General features: G+C 66.8%; 17 protein-coding genes. 8 read left to right on the top strand and 9 right to left on the bottom strand.

Translation table 11 applies throughout. The features are described 5' to 3' along the window. Window positions 1–10: 10 nt before the first annotated feature. The 4 genes from CQ042_RS13205 to CQ042_RS13185 form a co-directional block, all read right to left on the bottom strand. Window positions 11–796, bottom strand: a complete 786-nt coding sequence (locus CQ042_RS13205) for a cytochrome c biogenesis CcdA family protein (protein ID WP_105670915.1) — start codon at window positions 794–796, stop codon at window positions 11–13. A 16-nt stretch (window positions 797–812) separates the two neighbouring features. After that, window positions 813–1,463: a TlpA disulfide reductase family protein gene (locus tag CQ042_RS13200; RefSeq protein WP_105670914.1), complete on the bottom strand. Its 651-nt coding sequence runs from the start codon at window positions 1,461–1,463 to the stop codon at window positions 813–815. Window positions 1,464–1,694: 231 nt separating this feature from the next. Then, complete coding sequence (locus CQ042_RS13190; RefSeq protein WP_181157562.1) at window positions 1,695–3,950, bottom strand: P-loop NTPase fold protein; 2,256 nt, start codon at window positions 3,948–3,950, stop codon at window positions 1,695–1,697. 327 nt (window positions 3,951–4,277) lie between these two features. Then, window positions 4,278–4,682 carry a MerR family transcriptional regulator gene (locus tag CQ042_RS13185; RefSeq protein WP_105670912.1) on the bottom strand — a complete coding sequence of 135 codons (405 nt, stop codon included), beginning with the start codon at window positions 4,680–4,682 and terminating at the stop codon, window positions 4,278–4,280. Window positions 4,683–4,738: 56 nt separating this feature from the next. On the opposite strand from CQ042_RS13185, the gene CQ042_RS13180 reads away from it, so the two are divergent. Further along, window positions 4,739–5,644 carry an NAD(P)/FAD-dependent oxidoreductase gene (locus tag CQ042_RS13180; protein WP_105670911.1) on the top strand — a complete coding sequence of 302 codons (906 nt, stop codon included), beginning with the start codon at window positions 4,739–4,741 and terminating at the stop codon, window positions 5,642–5,644. 78 nt (window positions 5,645–5,722) lie between these two features. Here the strand turns inward: CQ042_RS13180 and CQ042_RS13175 are convergent, their stop codons facing one another. After that, entirely contained in the window at window positions 5,723–6,352 is a 630-nt protein-coding gene (locus tag CQ042_RS13175; protein WP_105670910.1) for a histidine phosphatase family protein, read from the bottom strand. Between the two features lies 1 nt (window position 6,353). Beyond that, window positions 6,354–6,728: a DUF5684 domain-containing protein gene (locus CQ042_RS13170; RefSeq protein WP_105670909.1), complete on the bottom strand. Its 375-nt coding sequence runs from the start codon at window positions 6,726–6,728 to the stop codon at window positions 6,354–6,356. A gap of 143 nt (window positions 6,729–6,871) precedes the next feature. Here CQ042_RS13170 and aspS point away from each other — a divergent pair, with 143 nt between their 5' ends. Further along, window positions 6,872–8,653, top strand: coding sequence for an aspartate--tRNA ligase (gene aspS / locus CQ042_RS13165; protein ID WP_105670908.1), 1,782 nt, complete (start codon window positions 6,872–6,874; stop codon window positions 8,651–8,653). A 110-nt stretch (window positions 8,654–8,763) separates the two neighbouring features. Here aspS and CQ042_RS13160 read toward each other — a convergent pair whose 3' ends face one another. Further along, on the bottom strand, window positions 8,764–9,549 hold the full coding sequence (locus tag CQ042_RS13160) for a TSUP family transporter (protein WP_181157563.1): 786 nt from the start codon (window positions 9,547–9,549) through the stop codon (window positions 8,764–8,766). 123 nt (window positions 9,550–9,672) lie between these two features. Between CQ042_RS13160 and CQ042_RS13155 the strand changes: the two genes are divergently transcribed. The 6 genes from CQ042_RS13155 (at window position 9,673) to CQ042_RS13130 (ending at window position 14,633) form a co-directional block, all read left to right on the top strand. After that, entirely contained in the window at window positions 9,673–10,188 is a 516-nt protein-coding gene (locus tag CQ042_RS13155) for a GNAT family N-acetyltransferase (RefSeq protein ID WP_105670906.1), read from the top strand. A 222-nt stretch (window positions 10,189–10,410) separates the two neighbouring features. Continuing rightward, a complete protein-coding gene (locus CQ042_RS13150) occupies window positions 10,411–11,550 on the top strand; it encodes an ABC transporter substrate-binding protein (protein ID WP_105670905.1) in 1,140 nt (379 codons plus the stop codon). Then, window positions 11,547–12,485 (top strand): ABC transporter permease subunit, encoded by a 939-nt coding sequence (locus CQ042_RS13145; protein WP_258132248.1) that lies wholly within the window; start codon window positions 11,547–11,549, stop codon window positions 12,483–12,485. Before CQ042_RS13150 ends, CQ042_RS13145 begins: the two co-directional genes overlap by 4 nt. Then, window positions 12,482–13,276: an ABC transporter permease gene (locus tag CQ042_RS13140; protein WP_105670903.1), complete on the top strand. Its 795-nt coding sequence runs from the start codon at window positions 12,482–12,484 to the stop codon at window positions 13,274–13,276. The genes CQ042_RS13145 and CQ042_RS13140 overlap by 4 nt, the downstream gene beginning before the upstream one ends. Then, a complete protein-coding gene (locus tag CQ042_RS13135; RefSeq protein WP_105670902.1) occupies window positions 13,273–14,364 on the top strand; it encodes an ABC transporter ATP-binding protein in 1,092 nt (363 codons plus the stop codon). Before CQ042_RS13140 ends, CQ042_RS13135 begins: the two co-directional genes overlap by 4 nt. Window positions 14,365–14,453: 89 nt before the next feature. Next, window positions 14,454–14,633 carry a YegP family protein gene (locus CQ042_RS13130; RefSeq protein ID WP_105670901.1) on the top strand — a complete coding sequence of 60 codons (180 nt, stop codon included), beginning with the start codon at window positions 14,454–14,456 and terminating at the stop codon, window positions 14,631–14,633. 74 nt (window positions 14,634–14,707) lie between these two features. Here CQ042_RS13130 and CQ042_RS13125 read toward each other — a convergent pair whose 3' ends face one another. Together CQ042_RS13125 and CQ042_RS13120 are read right to left on the bottom strand one after the other, a co-directional pair. Beyond that, a complete protein-coding gene (locus tag CQ042_RS13125; protein ID WP_105670900.1) occupies window positions 14,708–15,463 on the bottom strand; it encodes an amino acid ABC transporter ATP-binding protein in 756 nt (251 codons plus the stop codon). Further along, window positions 15,460–16,257 (bottom strand): amino acid ABC transporter permease, encoded by a 798-nt coding sequence (locus CQ042_RS13120; RefSeq protein WP_105670899.1) that lies wholly within the window; start codon window positions 16,255–16,257, stop codon window positions 15,460–15,462. Before CQ042_RS13120 ends, CQ042_RS13125 begins: the two co-directional genes overlap by 4 nt. Window positions 16,258–16,262: the final 5 nt, after the last annotated feature.

Below are 16,262 nucleotides of genomic sequence, written 5' to 3'. Positions count from 1 at the left end.
GTCGGAGTGGTCAGAGCGGGAGGATGACACTGCCGATCACCGCCGTCAGCCGCGACATGATGTCGGTCCACAGGCCGGTGACCATCAGGATGCCGAGCAGGATCAGCATCACGCCGCCGACGATGTTCACCACGCGGATGTGGCGACGCAGGAACCCGATCGCCTTCGTCGCCCACCCGAAGCCGAGCGCGACGAGCAGGAACGGGATGCCGAGGCCGAGGGAGTACGCCAGACCGAGGAATCCCGCGCGCACGGGATCACCGGCGTTGAACGAGAGCGCCAGGATCGCCGCGAGCGTCGGCCCCATGCACGGCGCCCAGCCGATCCCGAGCGCGATGCCGAGGAGCGGCGCACCGACGATGCCGGCCTTCGAGTCGACGTGGAAGCGGAACTCCTTCTGCGCGAACCCGAAGAGCCCGAGGAAGACCAGCCCCATCGCGATGATCACGATGCCCAGGATGCGCGTGATCAGGTCGCCCCACTGCAGCAGGAACACCCCGACCGTGCCGCCGAGCACCGTGTAGAGGACGAAGACGATCGTGAAGCCGAGGATGAACAGCAGCACGCCCAGGACGAGCCGGCCGCGCGTCGCGGTCTCGGTGGTCTGCGTCGTCACCTTCCCCTCCGTACCGGCGACGCCGGCCGACCGGGGCGCGACCGCACCGCCGAGGAATCCGAGGTAGCCCGGGACGAGCGGGAGCACGCACGGGGACAGGAAAGAGACGAGTCCCGCCAGCATCGCGACCGGGATCGCGATCCAGAGGGCCCCGGATCCGATGATCGCTTCGGGGTTCACGACACGTCCCTGATGCTCACAAGTCCTCCGCGAGGGCGTCCTTGACGAGTGTGGAGAGGATCGACGTCCCGTCGATCGGGCCGATGATGCGTGCGGCGACGCGGCCCTGCTTATCGAGCACGAGCGTGGTCGGCGTCGCGGCGATCGGCGTCTCCTTCGCGAAGGCGAGCTTGGCCTGGGCGGTGTCGACGTCGATCAGGCTGGGGTACGTGATGCCGTACTGGTCGGCGAACGCGACCGCGGTGTCCGCCTGGTCGCGGGTGTTGATGCCGACGAACGAGACGCCGTCGTCGCTGTACTCCTGCCACACCGATTCGAGGTCGGCCGCCTCGAGACGGCACGGCGCACAGCCGGCGTACCAGAAGTTGACGACCGCGACCTGTCCGGCGATGTCCTTGCTGTCGAACTTCTCGCCTTTCTCGGTCACCCCGCCGAACACCACAGGTTCACCGCGCTCGGCGACGGGGATCTCGACGATCGCGCCGTCAGCTGCGACGTAGCCGGTGTTCTCACCGTTCAGGAAGGACTCGCTGACCGGATCGGGAGCGCAGGCGCTCAGACCGATGGCGAGCACCGCAGCGAGCGCGGCACCGACCGCGCGACGCGAACGCCGGGTGCGGGAGGAGCGGCCGCTGCGGATCGGGCGAACCGTCGAGGCGAGTGGCACGACTCCGAGTTTACGCAGAGGTTCCTATGCACGAGGTGGATGCAGACCCGCCTTCACGAAGCCTCAGAAGCGCGCCAGGACGTCATCCACACCCGCCCGGAATCGCGGACATGTCGCTATGTCATGTGCCCGGCATCCCATCGCATGCTCAGTGACGTGTCGTGTGCGGTGTTCGCGCTCTCGGACACGAAGCACAGAGCCTAATACCGGAGATCCTCTATGACGGGACGATTACACTTCCCATGTCTTCAGAGCGTTCAGCAGCGCTATCTTGCGGTTCTGTGGCGTATCAGGAGTATCCGTGAAAGACCCGATCTCGATAGCCTTGACCGCGGCGATTTCCTGCTCGTATCTGCGTTTCAGCTCACCTAGATCGAGGTATTCAGCAGCGTCCTGCAGATCGACTCGTTCGAGACGCACCGAGGGCCTGCTTCCCATGGTCTGGGACAGACGAACGAAGAAGCCGAGCGCGGCGAGGTCGCCGCGTGTTGACTTCTCATCAAGAAGCCAGTTACGGAAGCCGTCTGGATGAACGTCCTTCCATGCGAGAGCAGCATTCCGGAGAGGCCACGACATGTGCTCGGCAGTCGCTGCTTCAGCAATAATCGCGATACGCAGCGACGCGGTGACCAGGTTCTGAATCGAACTCGTCAGATTGAGCGCTTCCGTCCGCTGCTGTGGTCGGTAGATTGCCTTGCTTACTGTGGTCGCGACAAGGATGCCGCCGCCCGCCGTCGCGATGGCGTCGAGAGCAGCGAAGGCCACGTTCGCCGGCATCTCTCGTAGACGATTCGAGACAAGAGCTTCGATTCGTGACGTCGACCGTAGAGGCTCCGTGTGCGTCAAGTCCTCGTTGTAGATCTTCGTCAGCCAGGCATAGGTCGCGGGGCCGACAATCGCCGCATCCTCGGCGGCGCGGATGAGCTTGGAAACAGTGAGGGCGCGGACGACCAGCAAACCAAGCTTCGTCTGAGCAACGGCTACGGATTTCTCACCAGTGCCCGACTCAGTGTCTGCAATCGCTTTCCGTACCGTTGAATCGGCGATATCGCGCTCGGAGATGCCAGCACTGAAGTAACGATCGAAATACTCATCATGAGCGATACGAGGAGGCTCCGCGGTCGGGTACTCCACGATGCGGTTGAGAGCATCCGCGAGGCGAGGAAAGAGGGAAGCGATCGCAGACAGGACAGGCTCGATGTCTTCTTGGCGAGTTCCGGCGCTACGAAGCGATTCCTCCCAGGTTTCGCGGGCTTTCTCGGATTCTCGGGCGATCTCGGATGCATCGCGGGAGCGACCGCTGGGGACTCCACCGATGAGCTCCTTGCGGCGACGCTGAAGCAACGCGTATACCCCGGATTCGAATGTCCTCAACCATGTAAGTATCAAGAAGTCTGCAAGATCGAGCTCGCCGAGCAGCCTGGGCGATAGGAGGCGGGCTTGAGCAAAGAACCGTCGGATAGAGCGCGGGGTGGCGAGTCGCGGAGAAATGAAGCGGAAGTACGCAGTGGAAAACCTCGACATCTGTTCTTCGCCGAGACTGTGTCCGGTGGCGTCCCCGAGTTCACGCAGAGCGCTGTTCGATAGTTCAAGGACATCGTCCGGTTGAAGCTGAGGCACGTCGAAGCGTACTTGGATGACCTTCTCCATATAGTCTCGCGCTCGCCCGACTTCGTCGCTGCCGATGAGGTTTGTGCGGGTCAATACATCAAGGATCGTCGACTCGTCGTACGACAGAAGGTAGTGAACATATGGGAGGCGCCCTAGCTGGCGAATGAGCTTCAGCGTGAGGAGCAACTCATCCGCTGAGATCCGGTCAAGATCGTCAATCATGATGAGGACGGGCGTCTTGGCTTGCTCGAGCGTCTTGACGAGTTTGCGTCGAGCAGCATCGGCGCTGCGATTGCCTCCAAGCAGCCGCGCGCTATTCTCAACAACCTTGCTGGGATCGAACGGGCCCCAGGCGGCAGCCACAGCGGTGAGTGGAGCAACTGCGATACCGAGCTCACTAACGAGGTTTCGAGCTGTCTCGAGTTTGGAGGACCCGAAGCTGCTGCGGAGCGCTGAGAAGAACCCAAGTTGCAGAGCCGAAGCGTCTGGGTAGTCCCAGGGGTTGAAGGTCAGAACGTTCCAGTCCGTCGCATCGTGCTCAGCCGACTTTTCCCTGGCTCTTCCTCGAAACCAGTCGAGCATGGAGGACTTGCCCGACCCCCAGGGGCCCACGAGTCCGAAAACTACTGAGAACTTCTGCGCTCGCGCTTCGTCGATGATTTCCCATGCGCGATTGAGGAAATCTGCTCGTCCGTGCTTCGGGGCCACTGCCGGGTCTGCGTCGTCAGTGAACCATGAGCGCGACCGCTCAGCCCCATCATCTTGCTCCCTGGAAGGTTCATCTCGGTCCTCTCCCGGCGCTTGAGTCTCGTACCCCCAGATGAAGAGCCACCACTCACGGAAGCTGCGCCGCGGTCTAGGCATCTCCTCGCTCATAGACCCATGATTACGCACTATTCCAGTTCGCTGGCGCTTGTGCTCCAGAGACACTCCGGGCCTCCTTGATCTTCTTGGCAATCCAGACTCGGACGTCATGCCGAGCCCTGACCAACACGTACTGGCGACGTCCTGCATTGGGCGCATCGACGTGTCTTGCCTGTTCTCGTTCAGGCAATGATGCGTTCAGCCACTGGCCCAGCATCCAGCGCGATTCCGCGCCGGTGCGGAATCGCGGGGAACCTCCTGGGGTTCTGTCCCGCGCGGCGATGGAGCCCTGTATCGATGAGCAGGGCCACCTTCCAGGCCTCACAGGCACACGAAGCCTCAGAAGCGCGCCAGGACGTCATCCACACCCGCCCGGAATCGCGGACAGGTCGCTATGTCATGGGCCCGGCAGCCCATCGCGTGCTCCGTCATCTCGCGCGATCGACGCATCTCCTCCATGCGTCGATCGAGATCGTCCAGGTGCTGCTGCAACACCTGATGCCGCCCGGCGCTCCCGTCGTCGAGCAGCACCGCGATCTGTTCGAGGCTCATCCCCGCGGCCTTGCTGCGCTGGATCACGGCGATGCGCACGATCTCGTCCTCGCCGTAGCGACGTCGCCCCGCGGAATCGCGCGGAGGCCGGAGCAGTCCGACGGACTCCCAGTGTCGCAGCACGTTCGTCGGCAGTTCGAAACGGGCAGCGACGTCGCCGACGGACCACGGATGCTCGGAACTTGACTTCATGTTGACATGAAGTCACAGACTGGCGTGAAAGGCAACATCCAGCGGGAAGGACCCCCATGTACGACGCCATCGTGATCGGCGCAGGACCGGCAGGACTGCAGGCCGCCCTGACCCTCGGACGGATGCATCGATCGACGCTGCTCCTCGATTCGGGCGAGTACCGAAACGGCACCGTCCTGCACATGCACAACATGGTCGGTGCCGACGGTGCTCCCCCGGCCGAGTTCCGCGCGACCGCCCGAGCGGAGCTTTCCGCGTACGACGATGTCGAGGTGCGCGACGCGGCTGCGACGAGCGTCTCCGGCGTCGAGGATGCGTTCCTGGTCGGCATCGCCGATGGATCGGTGGTCGAAGCGCGCCGGGTCATCATCGCCACGGGCGTCGCCGACGACCTCCCCGACGTGCCCGGACTGCAGGATCTGTGGGGAACCCTCGCGTTCAGCTGCCCGTTCTGCGACGGACACGAGCATGCCGGCAAGCCGATCGCCATCGTCGGCGCAGCCGCTAGGGCCGAGCACCTCATCGGCCTGCTGGGCAGAATCGTCGGAGACATCACCGTCTTCCCTGTCGGGGAGGTCTTCGCCGACGACGACATCCGGATGCTCGAGACGAAGGGCGTGCGGGCGAGCCCGGCACCGCTCTCCTCCGTCGAGAAGGTCGACGACAGGGTCCGCATCCGCACGGACGACGATGAGCTCGTGGTCGCCGGCGTCTTCGTGGCGTCGGGATCGATGCGTCAGCGGGCGCCGTTCGCCGCGCAGCTCGAGATGCGGATGCTCGAGTCCGGCTGCATCGAGATCGATGATTTCGGGCGCACCTCCGTGCCGGGCATCTTCGCCGCGGGCGACCTCGCCCACCGCGCGAGCCTTCCCGGTCCGATGGCGTCCGTGCTGCTGGCTGCTGCCGCCGGGCAGCTGGCCGCGGTCGGCATCATCCAGTCGCTCCTGGCCGCCGAGCACTGACCTCGGGGTCTCGAATCGCGCAACCGGCCGCATCCGGTGTGGAGGCGGGATCCGTTGCGCGATTCGAAGGGATACGGGTCAGACCGCGCCGACGTCGACGGCACCGCCGGTCGCGGCAGGCTCCGCGTAGGCGACCTCGCGCCAGACGTCGCCGACGCGTTCGAACGAGGTGACACTCGACAGGGCGCAGCGGCGGGTGCGTGGGTCGTGCCGCAGCGGCAGGCCGGCGACGCGCAGGTGCGTGATCCAGATCGGCGCCTGATGCGACACCATCACCACGTCGCCGTCGGGCGTGGAATCCCACGCCTCGTCCATGACGCCGAGCATCCGCTCCGCGATGGAGGAGTACGGCTCACCCCAGCTGGGAAGCGACGGCTGCCGCAGGTGCCACCAGTTCACGGGGTTCATCAGCGAGCGCCGCATCTGCGTTCCCTCGAACACGTTCGTCGGCTCGATCAGGCGGATGTCGATCTCCGGCACGAGGTCGAAGCGCTCGGCGAACGGCTCCGCCGACTCCTGCGCCCGCTCGAGCGGCGACGCGTACAGCACGGCGACCGGCCGATCCAGCGACGCCACATGGTCCGCGGCCGCGGCAGCCATCTCCCGGCCCGCGTCGCTCAGGTGGTAGTCGGGCAGCCGCCCGTAGAGCACGCGAGCCGGATTATGCACCTCACCGTGTCGGACGAGGTGCAGCCGGGACGCCGTCATGTCACGCCTTGCTGTAGCGCGCGTCCCCGAAGCCGAGGATCAGGTACCCGATGTAGGGGAACACGAACAGCAGGAAGAAGGAGAACGCCCCGCCCTTGTTGAAGCGCTCACCGAGCTTGAACGCGACGATGATCGCGAGGATCACGTTCGCGATCGGGACCAGGTACAGCAGGGCGAGCCAGCCGGACATGCCGGCGATCTTCACCAGGAAGATGAGGTTCACGAACGGGATGATCGCGAGGATGCCGGGGTACCCGGCCTTCGTGAACACCTTCCACAGTCCGATCGCGACGAGGACGTAGAAGACGAGCGCGATCAGGCCGGTGGTCCCGGAGAAGATCGCTGCGAAGAGATCGGAGATGCCGTTGTTGTCCACGGTGCACCCTTTCTGTGCAAAGGCTGTGTCGTGGCGATCCTACTGATCCGACGACTCCGGCGCCGCCAACCGGGCCGATGACCGCCCGACAGCCCCCGTAGAATGGGCGGGTTCTCCATTTCCCGGATCAGAAGGAATACTCCGTGCTTCGCACCCACTCGGCAGGCTCTCTGCGAGCCGAGCACATCGGTCAGACCGTCACCCTCTCGGGCTGGGTCGATCGCCGTCGTGACCACGGAGGCGTCGCTTTCATCGATCTGCGGGACGCCTCCGGCATCGCCCAGGTCGTCATCCGCGACGAGGAGATCGCCCACCCGCTGCGCAACGAGTTCGTGCTGAAGGTGACCGGCGAGGTCTCCCTGCGCCCCGAGGGCAACGCGAACCCGAACCTGCCCACCGGCGAGATCGAGCTCATCGCGACCGACGTCGAGGTGCTGAACGAATCGGCGCCGCTCCCCTTCCAGGTCTCCACGGCTCTCGCCGAGACCGAGACCGTCGGCGAGGAGGCGCGCCTCAAGTACCGCTACCTCGACCTGCGCCGCCCGGCTCCTGCGTCCGCCCTGCGCCTGCGCTCGAACGTCTACAAGGCGATCCGCGACGTGCTGCACGCCGACGACTTCACCGAGGTCGAGACGCCCACTCTCACGCGCTCCACGCCCGAGGGCGCCCGCGACTTCCTGGTGCCCGCGCGTCTGAGCCCCGGCAGCTGGTATGCCCTGCCGCAGTCGCCGCAGCTGTTCAAGCAGCTGCTGATGGTCGGCGGTGTGGAGAAGTACTTCCAGATCGCGCGCTGCTACCGCGACGAGGACTTCCGCGCCGACCGTCAGCCGGAGTTCACGCAGCTCGACATCGAGATGAGCTTCGTCGACCAGGAAGACGTGATCGCTCTCATGGAGTCGCTCATCGTCGCGATGTGGGCGACGATCGGCGTCGAGGTGGCCACGCCCCTGCCGCGCATGACCTACGCCGACGCGATGGCCAAGTACGGCTCCGACAAGCCCGACCTGCGCTTCGGCCTCGAGCTCGTCGAGGCGACCGAGTACTTCCGGGACACGCCGTTCCGCGTCTTCCAGGCCGAGTACGTCGGCGCGGTGCGCATGCCCGGCGGCGCGAGCCAGCCGCGCAAGCAGCTCGATGCCTGGCAGGACTGGGCCAAGCAGCGCGGTGCCCGTGGGCTCGCCTACGTGCTGTTCAACGAAGACGGGTCGCTCGGCGGCCCCGCGGCCAAGAACCTGTCCGAGGCCGAGCAGGCGGGGCTCGCTGAGCTCGTCGGCGCCGAAGCCGGCGACTGCGTGTTCTTCGCCGCCGGTTCCACCAAGGAGAGCCGTGCGCTGCTCGGCGCGGCGCGCGTCGAGATCGGCCGCCGCCTCGGCTACCTGAACCCGGACGAGTTCGCGTTCACGTGGGTCGTCGACGCCCCGATGTTCGAGCCGGCCGCCGATGCCGTGGCCTCCGGCGACGTGGCTGTGGGTGCCGGCGCCTGGACCGCCGTGCACCACGCCTTCACCGGCCCGAAGCCGGAGTTCCAGGACACGTTCGACACCGACCCGGGTTCCGCTCTCGCCTACGCATACGACATCGTGTGCAACGGCTCGGAGCTCGGCGGCGGCTCGATCCGCATCCACCGAGAAGACGTGCAGAAGCGCGTGTTCGAGGTCATGGGCATCAGCGACGAGCAGGCCGACGAGCAGTTCGGCTTCCTGCTCGACGCGTTCAAGTTCGGCGCACCGCCGCACGGCGGGATCGCGCTCGGCATGGACCGCGTGCTGCAGCACCTGACCAAGACCGAGTCGATCCGCGAGGTCATCGCGTTCCCGAAGTCGGGCAACGGCTACGACCCGCTCACCTCCGCTCCGGCACCGATCACCGAGGCCCAGCGCGCCGAGGCCGGCGTCGACTTCGAGCCCGAAGAGGACGAGGCCTGACGCCAGCCGCCTCGCGCGAGCACAGGCATACACGCCGGGTCAGGCGGTTCTGCGAAGAACCTGCCTGACCCGGCGTTTCTGCCTGATCCTGCGTGGCGTCGCACGCGCCGTCAGGATGAGAACGCCGCGAACGCCGGGACGATGTTCTCGTTCCACACGTCGACGCCGAGCTTCGCGATCAGCGCGACCACGACCACGAGGAACACCACGCGGATGAAGGTGGTCCCGCGTGAGATCGCCATGCGCGACCCCAGATAGCTGCCCGCGACGTTCGCGACCGCGAGGATGCCGCCCAGCAGCCACAGCACGGCGCCGTGCGGGATGAACAGCAGCAGCGCACCGATGTTCGTCGCGAGGTTGACGATCTTGGCCTTCGCGCTCGCCTGTAGGAAGTCGTAGCCGAGCAGTGCGACCAGCGTGATCACGAGGAAGGTGCCCGTTCCCGGCCCGATCATCCCGTCGTAGAAGCCGATGCCGAGTCCCGCCACGCCGGCCATGATGTGGTGCTTGTGCCCGTGGAACCGCAGCTGCGTCGCGGCACCCATCTGCGGCCGGAACGCGGTGAACAGCGCCACCACGAGCAGGGCAATCACGATGATCGGCTTGAAGGCGGCCGGTGGCAGCACCGTCGCCACCGCTGCTCCTCCGAAGGAGCCGACCAGGGCGATCGCCGCCATCGGCAGCGCGGTGCGGATATCGGGTTTCGCGCGGCGGTAGTAGGTGACGCTGCTGGTCGCGGTGCCGAAGACCGAGGCGAGCTTGTTCGTCGCGAGTGCCTGCACCGGGGAGATACCGGGGATCAACAGCAGCGCCGGCAGCTGCAGCAGCCCTCCCCCGCCGACGACCGCATCGATCCAGCCGGCGCAGAACGCGGCGATGACGACGAGCAGCAGCATCCCCCAGGTGAGCTGCTCGAGTCCGAGCACGGCGCCGATATCCACCTGGCCATGATTCCAGAGAGTCGCCGTCGCCCTCGCATCGGCTCGTGCCTTTCTGCGGGGCGCTGGCAGACTGGAGTCATGCTCGACGCCCTCCCGCTGCCTCACTCGTTCGAATCGCGCATCGGGACCGCGCTCCTCCGCCGCGCGACGGTCGACGACACGGATGCCGTGATCGCCCTGCTCGCGGACGACCCGATCAGTGCCGCACGCGGCGATGTGGCCTCCGAGGAGGACCGCCCTGCCTACGAGCGGGGGCTCGTCGAGATCCTGGCCGAACCGTCGAACGACCTGCTCGTGATCGAGCTCGACGGCGCGATCGTCGGCACCCTGCAGCTCACCTCGATTCCCGGGATGGCCCGCCGCGGCGCACGACGACTGCTCGTCGAGGCGGTGCGGGTGCAGAGCAGCCTGCGCTCCTCGGGCATCGGCTCGGCGGTGATGCGTTGGGTCGGAGAAGCCGCAGCCCCGGCGGTCGGCGCAGCGATGGTGCAGCTCACCTCGGATGCCGCCCGCGTCGACGCGCACCGGTTCTACGAGCGCCTCGGCTACGTGGGCTCGCACCGCGGGTTCAAGTACACCGTCCCCACTCCCTGACACCGCTCCACTGCGCTCGGCCTTCGGCAGCACACTCGGCCATATCCTCGGATTCCGGCCGACCGAAGCGCACAAGGCCGAGCGAAGCGCGCACGCACCCCGTCCCGCCACCACCTCGCCACCGCCCGTTCACCGTACCCGCGACGGGCGGCCACCTCCGCCTCATAGTGTCCTCTCGCAACCCGAAACCGGCTCACAGCGCCGGACACCGAGAGGACACTCATGGCTCGCTTCACCCGCCGCGCGCGCATCGGCGCCGGCATCGCCCTGGCCACCACGGCCGCACTCGCACTCACGGCCTGCTCTGGCGCAGCTGACGCGACCGACGGAGGCAGCTCCGACGTCGACGCCTCCGCCGCGACGTCGGTCGCCGACTTCGGCTCGTTCGCCGACCTCGAGGCCGCCGCGAAGGCCGAGGGATCGCTCAACGTCATCGCGTTGCCGCGCGACTGGGCGAACTACGGCGAGATCCTCGACCTGTTCGCGGAGAAGTATCCGGAGATCACGATCAACGAGGCTTCCCCCGACGTTTCGAGCGCCGAGGAGATCCAGGCCGCGAAGACGAACGAGGGACTCGACACGGCTCCCGACGTGTTCGACCTCGGCCTCACGGTCGCGCTGCAGAACACCGACACGTTCGCGCCCTACAAGGTGCAGACGTGGGACGAGATCCCCGACGAGCTGAAGGAGCCGACCGGTCTCTTCGTCGGCGACTACGGCGGATACATGTCGATCGGCTACGACTCGTCGAAGTTCGACGCTCCCGCCGAGCTCGCCGATCTGCTCTCGGCCGACTACAAGGGTGCCGTCGCGATCAACGGCGACCCGACCCAAGCCGGCGCCGCCTTCGCCGCAGTGGGCCTGGCGACCGTGCAGTCCGACGGCACACTCGACGACTTCCAGCCGGGCATCGACTTCTTCTCGGAGCTGCAGAAGGCCGGCAACCTGCTCAAGGTCGACGTCACCACCGCGACCATCGCGAGCGGCGAGACCCCCGTCGTGTTCGACTGGGACTACCTGAACGCCTCGCACACGGCGGACAACAAGGACTGGAAGGTCGTCGTGTTCGACGGCACCGGCTACGCGGGCTACTACAACCAGGCCATCAATGCCGACGCCCCGCACCCGGCCGCTGCTCGTCTGTGGCAGGAGTTCCTCTACAGCGACGAGGTGCAGAACCTCTGGCTGAAGGGTGGAGCCCGCCCGGTGCGCATGGAGGCCATGACCGAGGCCGGCACGATCGACGCCGACCTCGCGGCAGCGCTCCCCGAAGCCCCGGAGGAGACGGTCGTCCCGACCGAGGAGCAGTCGACGAACGCCGGCACGCTGCTCGGCGAGAAGTGGGCCGCGGCGGTCCAGTGACGACCCTCTCCGCACCGGGGGTGGATGCCACAACATCCGCCCCCGTCACCGCCGCCGGGTCCTCGCAGCACGCGAGGGCCCGGCGGTCCGCTCCGTCCCTCGCCTGGCTCGGGCTCGTCCCCTTCGCCGCCTATGTCGTGCTCTTCCTGGCAGTCCCGACGATCCTGTCGATCGGCTCCGGCTTCTTCACGAAGGACGGCACGTTCACGTGGGCGAACCTGTCTGCCCTCGCCGACCCCGTCGTGCTGAACACCTTCGCGAACTCCGCCGGGCTCTCGCTGCTCACCGCCGTCGTCGGCGCGCTGGTCGGCGCCCTCGTCTGCTACGCCCTGCTCGGCATGGACCCCGAGGGCAGAACACGCTCGGCGGTGGATGCCGCAGCGGGTGTGCTCGCGCAGTTCGGCGGCGTCATGCTGGCGTTCGCCTTCATCGCGACGATCGGCATCCAGGGCGTCGTCACGGTCTTCCTGAAGGACTCCTTCGGCGTCGACATCTTCGTGAACGGCACCTGGCTCTACGAGCTGCCGGGCCTCATCCTCCCCTACTTCTACTTCCAGATACCGCTGATGGTGATCACCTTCATGCCCGCCCTCGCCGCACTCAAGCCGCAGTGGGCCGAGGCCAACCTCACCCTCGGCGGCACGCGATCGAGCTTCTGGCTCCGCATCGGCATCCCCGTGCTCGCCCCGTCGTTCCTCGCCAGCCTGCTGCTGCTGTTCGCGAACGCGTTCTCCTCGTACGCCACGGCCGCCGCCCTCGCCAGCCAGGGCGCGCAGATCGTGCCGCTGCAGATCCGCACCGCTCTCACGAGCGAGACGGTGCTCGGCCGCGAGAACCTCGCCGGCGCCCTCGCGCTCGGCATGATCGTGATCGTCGGGATCGTGATGGCCCTGTACTCCCTCGTGCAGCGACGCGCTGCGAGGTGGCAGTCGTGAACCGCCTCGGTCCCTCTCTCGCAACCCGCTGGATCATCGGCGTCCTGGTCGGCGCGTTCTTCGCGATCCCACTGGTATCGACGTTCCTGTTCACCCTGCGCGACCCTGAGGGCGGATTGTCGTTCGCCCGCTGGACCGCGCTGTTCGACCCCGCGGCCGCGGCGACGCTCAAGCCGATCTGGACGGGGCTGGGCAACTCGATGATCCTCGCGATCGTGACGGTCGCCATCGTCCTGCTCCTCCTCGCACCGACCATGATCCTGGTGAACCTGCGCTTCCCGAAGCTCAAGCCGACCTTCGAGTTCGCGGTGCTGCTGCCCATCTCGATCCCGGCGATCGTGCTCGTGGTCGGCCTCGCGCCGATCTATCTGCAGATCGGCCGCGCGTTCGGCACCGGCACCTGGACGCTCGCTTTCGCCTACGGGATCACGGTTCTGCCGTTCGCGTTCCGCTCGATCCAGGCGTCGATCGATGCGGCGGATCTGCGCACGCTCTCCGAAGCGGCGCGCTCGCTCGGCGCAAGCTGGCCGACGGTCGTCCTGAAGGTGCTCGCCCCGAACATGCGCCAGGGACTGCTCGCGGCATCGCTGATCTCCATCGCCGTCGTGCTCGGGGAGTTCACGATCGCCTCGCTCCTGAACCGCCAGGTGTTCCAGACCGCCATGGTCGTCGTGAACAAGCAGGATCCCTACGCCCCGGCGATCTTCACCCTGCTGGCGCTGCTGCTCGTCTTCCTCCTGCTCCTCGTCATCGGCCGCGTCGCCCGCGGCTCCGGAAAGGCCCGCTCATGACCCTCGACCACGCGCTCCCGCGCACCAAGGACAACCTGCTCCTCGCCCAGGCCGGCGAGGGCACCCGCGTCGAGCTGCAGGGCATCGTCAAGAGCTACGCAGGCAACCGAGTGCTGCACGGGGTCGACCTCGACATCGCGCCCGGCGAGTTCGTCTCCCTCCTCGGCCCGTCCGGTTGCGGCAAGACGACCCTGCTGCGAGTTCTCGCCGGTCTCGAGGGCGCAGACGAGGGCGCCGTGCTCCTGGGCGGCGGTGACGTGTCGCGAGTGCCGACCAACAAGCGCGACATCGGCATGGTCTTCCAGTCGTACTCCCTGTTCCCACACCTGCGGGTCGCCGAGAACACCGCTTTCGGCCTGCGTCGACGCGGCGTCGGCAAGGCGGAGGCCGCACGCCGCGCCGTCGACGCCCTCGCATTGGTCGGCCTCACCGACTTCGCCGACAGGTTCCCGCACCAGCTCTCCGGCGGGCAGCAGCAGCGTGTGGCGCTCGCGCGCGCCCTGGTCACCGAGCCCAAGGTGCTGCTGCTCGACGAACCTCTCTCGGCACTCGACGCGAAGGTGCGGGTTCAACTGCGCGACGAGATCCGCCGCATCCAGCTGCGCCTCGGGATCACGACCGTCTTCGTCACGCATGACCAGGAGGAGGCGCTGGCCGTCTCCGACCGGATCGCCGTGATGAACGCGGGTCGCATCGAGCAGATCGGCTCGCCCGAAGAGCTCTACACGACGCCGTCCACCGCGGGCGTCGCGGCGTTCGTGGGTCTGTCCAGCGTCGTGTCGGGCGTCGCCGCGGGCGATCACGTGATGGTGTGGGGGCAGCGGCTCCCGCTGCAGTCGCCGGCGGACGGCCCTGTCGACGTGTTCCTGCGGCCCGAGAACGTGTACTTCGCGTCCGAGGAGGATGCCGCAGCCGACGCCCTGGTCGAGGAGAGCACCTTCCTGGGCAGTATGCGTCGCACACTCGTACGCACCGAGTCCGGCGAGCTCGTGCGCGTGCAGCACGTCCCCGGCATCCATCCGTCGTTCGGTGACCGTGTGCGCATCGCCGTCGCGCCCGAGCCCGTGGCCGTGCACCCTCGCGGCTGAGTCACCGCTCTTCCCCGGGGCCCGTTCTGAGCGCTAGCGTGAGGCCCGAGGGGCGGGAATCCCTTCATCCGAGAGAGAAAGGACGCCTCATGGCAGGCAAGTTCGAGCTGTACACCGACAAGGCCGGCGAGTACCGGTTCCGTCTGAAGGCCGGAAACGGCGAGGTCATCGCGATCAGCGAGGGCTATTCGTCGAAGTCCGCCGCGTTGAACGGCATCGACTCCGTCAAGCGCAACGCGCCCGACGCCGATGTCGTCGAGGCCGACTGAGCTCGACACCCACGCTTCACGCCGAGACCCCCTGTCGCAGACGTCTGCGACAGGGGGTCTCGTCGATCTCGGAGTCAGAGCACGCGGGACAGGAAGTCCTTGGTGCGCTGATGCTGCGGGTTGCCGAGCACTTCGCGCGGGTCGCCCTCTTCGACGATGTGGCCGCCGTCCATGAAGATGAGGCGGGAGCCGACCTCGCGCGCGAAGCCCATCTCGTGCGTCACGACGAGCATCGTCATCCCCTCATCGGCCAGCGAGCGCATGACCTGCAGCACCTCGCCGACCAGCTCGGGGTCGAGTGCCGACGTCGGCTCGTCGAACAGCATCATGTCGGGGTTCATGCACAGCGCCCTGGCGATCGCCACCCGCTGCTGCTGTCCGCCCGACAGGTGCCCAGGATAGGAATCCGCCTTCTCGGCCAGGCCGACGCGGTCGAGCATGGCATGTGCGATCAACTCGGCTTCCTTCTTCGACCGCTTCTTCACCCGCTGCTGAGCGACCGTGAGGTTGCCGAGCACATCGAGGTGCGGGAACAGGTTGAAGCTCTGGAACACCATGCCGATGCGCGTGCGCACCCGGTCGATGTCGACGTCGGGGTCGGTGATGTCGATCCCCTCGATCAGCACCTTGCCGCCGGTCGGCTCTTCGAGAAGGTTCACCGACCGCAGCAGGGTCGACTTGCCCGAACCCGACGGTCCGATCACGCACACGACCTCGCCCTTGGTGACGGTGAGGTCGATACCCTTGAGCACTTCGTTGTCGCCGAACGACTTCACGAGCCCCTGCACATCGATCGCGGGGGCGTGGACATCAATCAGTTCGGTGATCATCGCTGCCTCGACATCCGTCGCTCCAGCCACGCACTGAAGCGCGTGAGCGGGATCGTCACGATCAGGTACAGGATCGCCGCCATGATCAGCGGCGTTCCGTTCGCGTTCTGCGTGCTCGCATCACGGGCGAAGGTCGTGAGCTCCTTCGACCAGATGAACGAACCCGCCACGAAGAGCAGCGACGTGTCCTTCAGCAGGAGGACGAACTCGTTGGTCAGGGGCGGGATGATGATCCGGAAACCCTGCGGCACGATGATCCAGAACGTCGTCTTCATGGGCGACATGCCCAGCGACCGCGCGGCCTCCGTCTGCCCCTTCGGAACAGCCTGGATACCGGCGCGGATCGTCTCGGCCATGTACGCCGAGGCGACCAGGACGAGGCCGATGAGCCCGAGCACGACCGGTCCGCCGAGCTTCGTGCCGGGGACGCCCAGGGCGATCGGCAGGATGAAGGCGATACCGAAGATCGTGAGGATCGCGGGAAGCCCGCGGAACAGCTCGATCCATACCGTCGCGATCCACCGGAAAGGCGCGATGGTCGACAGCTTCATCAGCGCCAGCACGACGCCGAGCAGCAGGCCGCCGGCGAAGGCCACAGCCGTGAACCACAGCGTGTTGACGAGGGCGGTGGTGATGATCCCGGGGAACATCTTCGCCGCGACTTCAGGATTGAAGAACAGCGGTCCGATCTTTGCCCAGTCGGTGCTCACGATCGCCCAGACGGCGATCGCGATCAACACCACGTAGACCGAGTACCGATACAGCTTGCTCTTGGTGGTGCGCCTCAACGCCATCGTCG

Source organism: Microbacterium sp. MYb62 (assembly GCF_002979475.1).
GTDB lineage: Bacteria > Actinomycetota > Actinomycetes > Actinomycetales > Microbacteriaceae > Microbacterium.
The sequence above is the reverse complement of the archived record's forward strand: the minus strand, read 5'-3'. Positions and strand labels throughout refer to the sequence as shown.

Excerpts from the sequence above, each read along its gene's own strand:
- CQ042_RS13185 (WP_105670912.1), bottom strand. The coding sequence starts at position 4,682 with ATGAAGTCAAGTTCCGAGCATCCGTGGTCCGTCGGCGACGTCGCTGCC.
- CQ042_RS13190 (WP_181157562.1), bottom strand. The coding sequence starts at position 3,950 with ATGAGCGAGGAGATGCCTAGACCGCGGCGCAGCTTCCGTGAGTGGTGG.
- CQ042_RS13175 (WP_105670910.1), bottom strand. The coding sequence starts at position 6,352 with ATGACGGCGTCCCGGCTGCACCTCGTCCGACACGGTGAGGTGCATAAT.
- CQ042_RS13130 (WP_105670901.1), top strand. The coding sequence starts at position 14,454 with ATGGCAGGCAAGTTCGAGCTGTACACCGACAAGGCCGGCGAGTACCGG.
- CQ042_RS13135 (WP_105670902.1), top strand. The coding sequence starts at position 13,273 with ATGACCCTCGACCACGCGCTCCCGCGCACCAAGGACAACCTGCTCCTC.
- CQ042_RS13125 (WP_105670900.1), bottom strand. The coding sequence starts at position 15,463 with ATGATCACCGAACTGATTGATGTCCACGCCCCCGCGATCGATGTGCAG.
- CQ042_RS13150 (WP_105670905.1), top strand. The coding sequence starts at position 10,411 with ATGGCTCGCTTCACCCGCCGCGCGCGCATCGGCGCCGGCATCGCCCTG.
- CQ042_RS13160 (WP_181157563.1), bottom strand. The coding sequence starts at position 9,549 with ATGCTGCTGCTCGTCGTCATCGCCGCGTTCTGCGCCGGCTGGATCGAT.
- CQ042_RS13120 (WP_105670899.1), bottom strand. The coding sequence starts at position 16,257 with ATGGCGTTGAGGCGCACCACCAAGAGCAAGCTGTATCGGTACTCGGTC.
- CQ042_RS13180 (WP_105670911.1), top strand. The coding sequence starts at position 4,739 with ATGTACGACGCCATCGTGATCGGCGCAGGACCGGCAGGACTGCAGGCC.
- CQ042_RS13155 (WP_105670906.1), top strand. The coding sequence starts at position 9,673 with ATGCTCGACGCCCTCCCGCTGCCTCACTCGTTCGAATCGCGCATCGGG.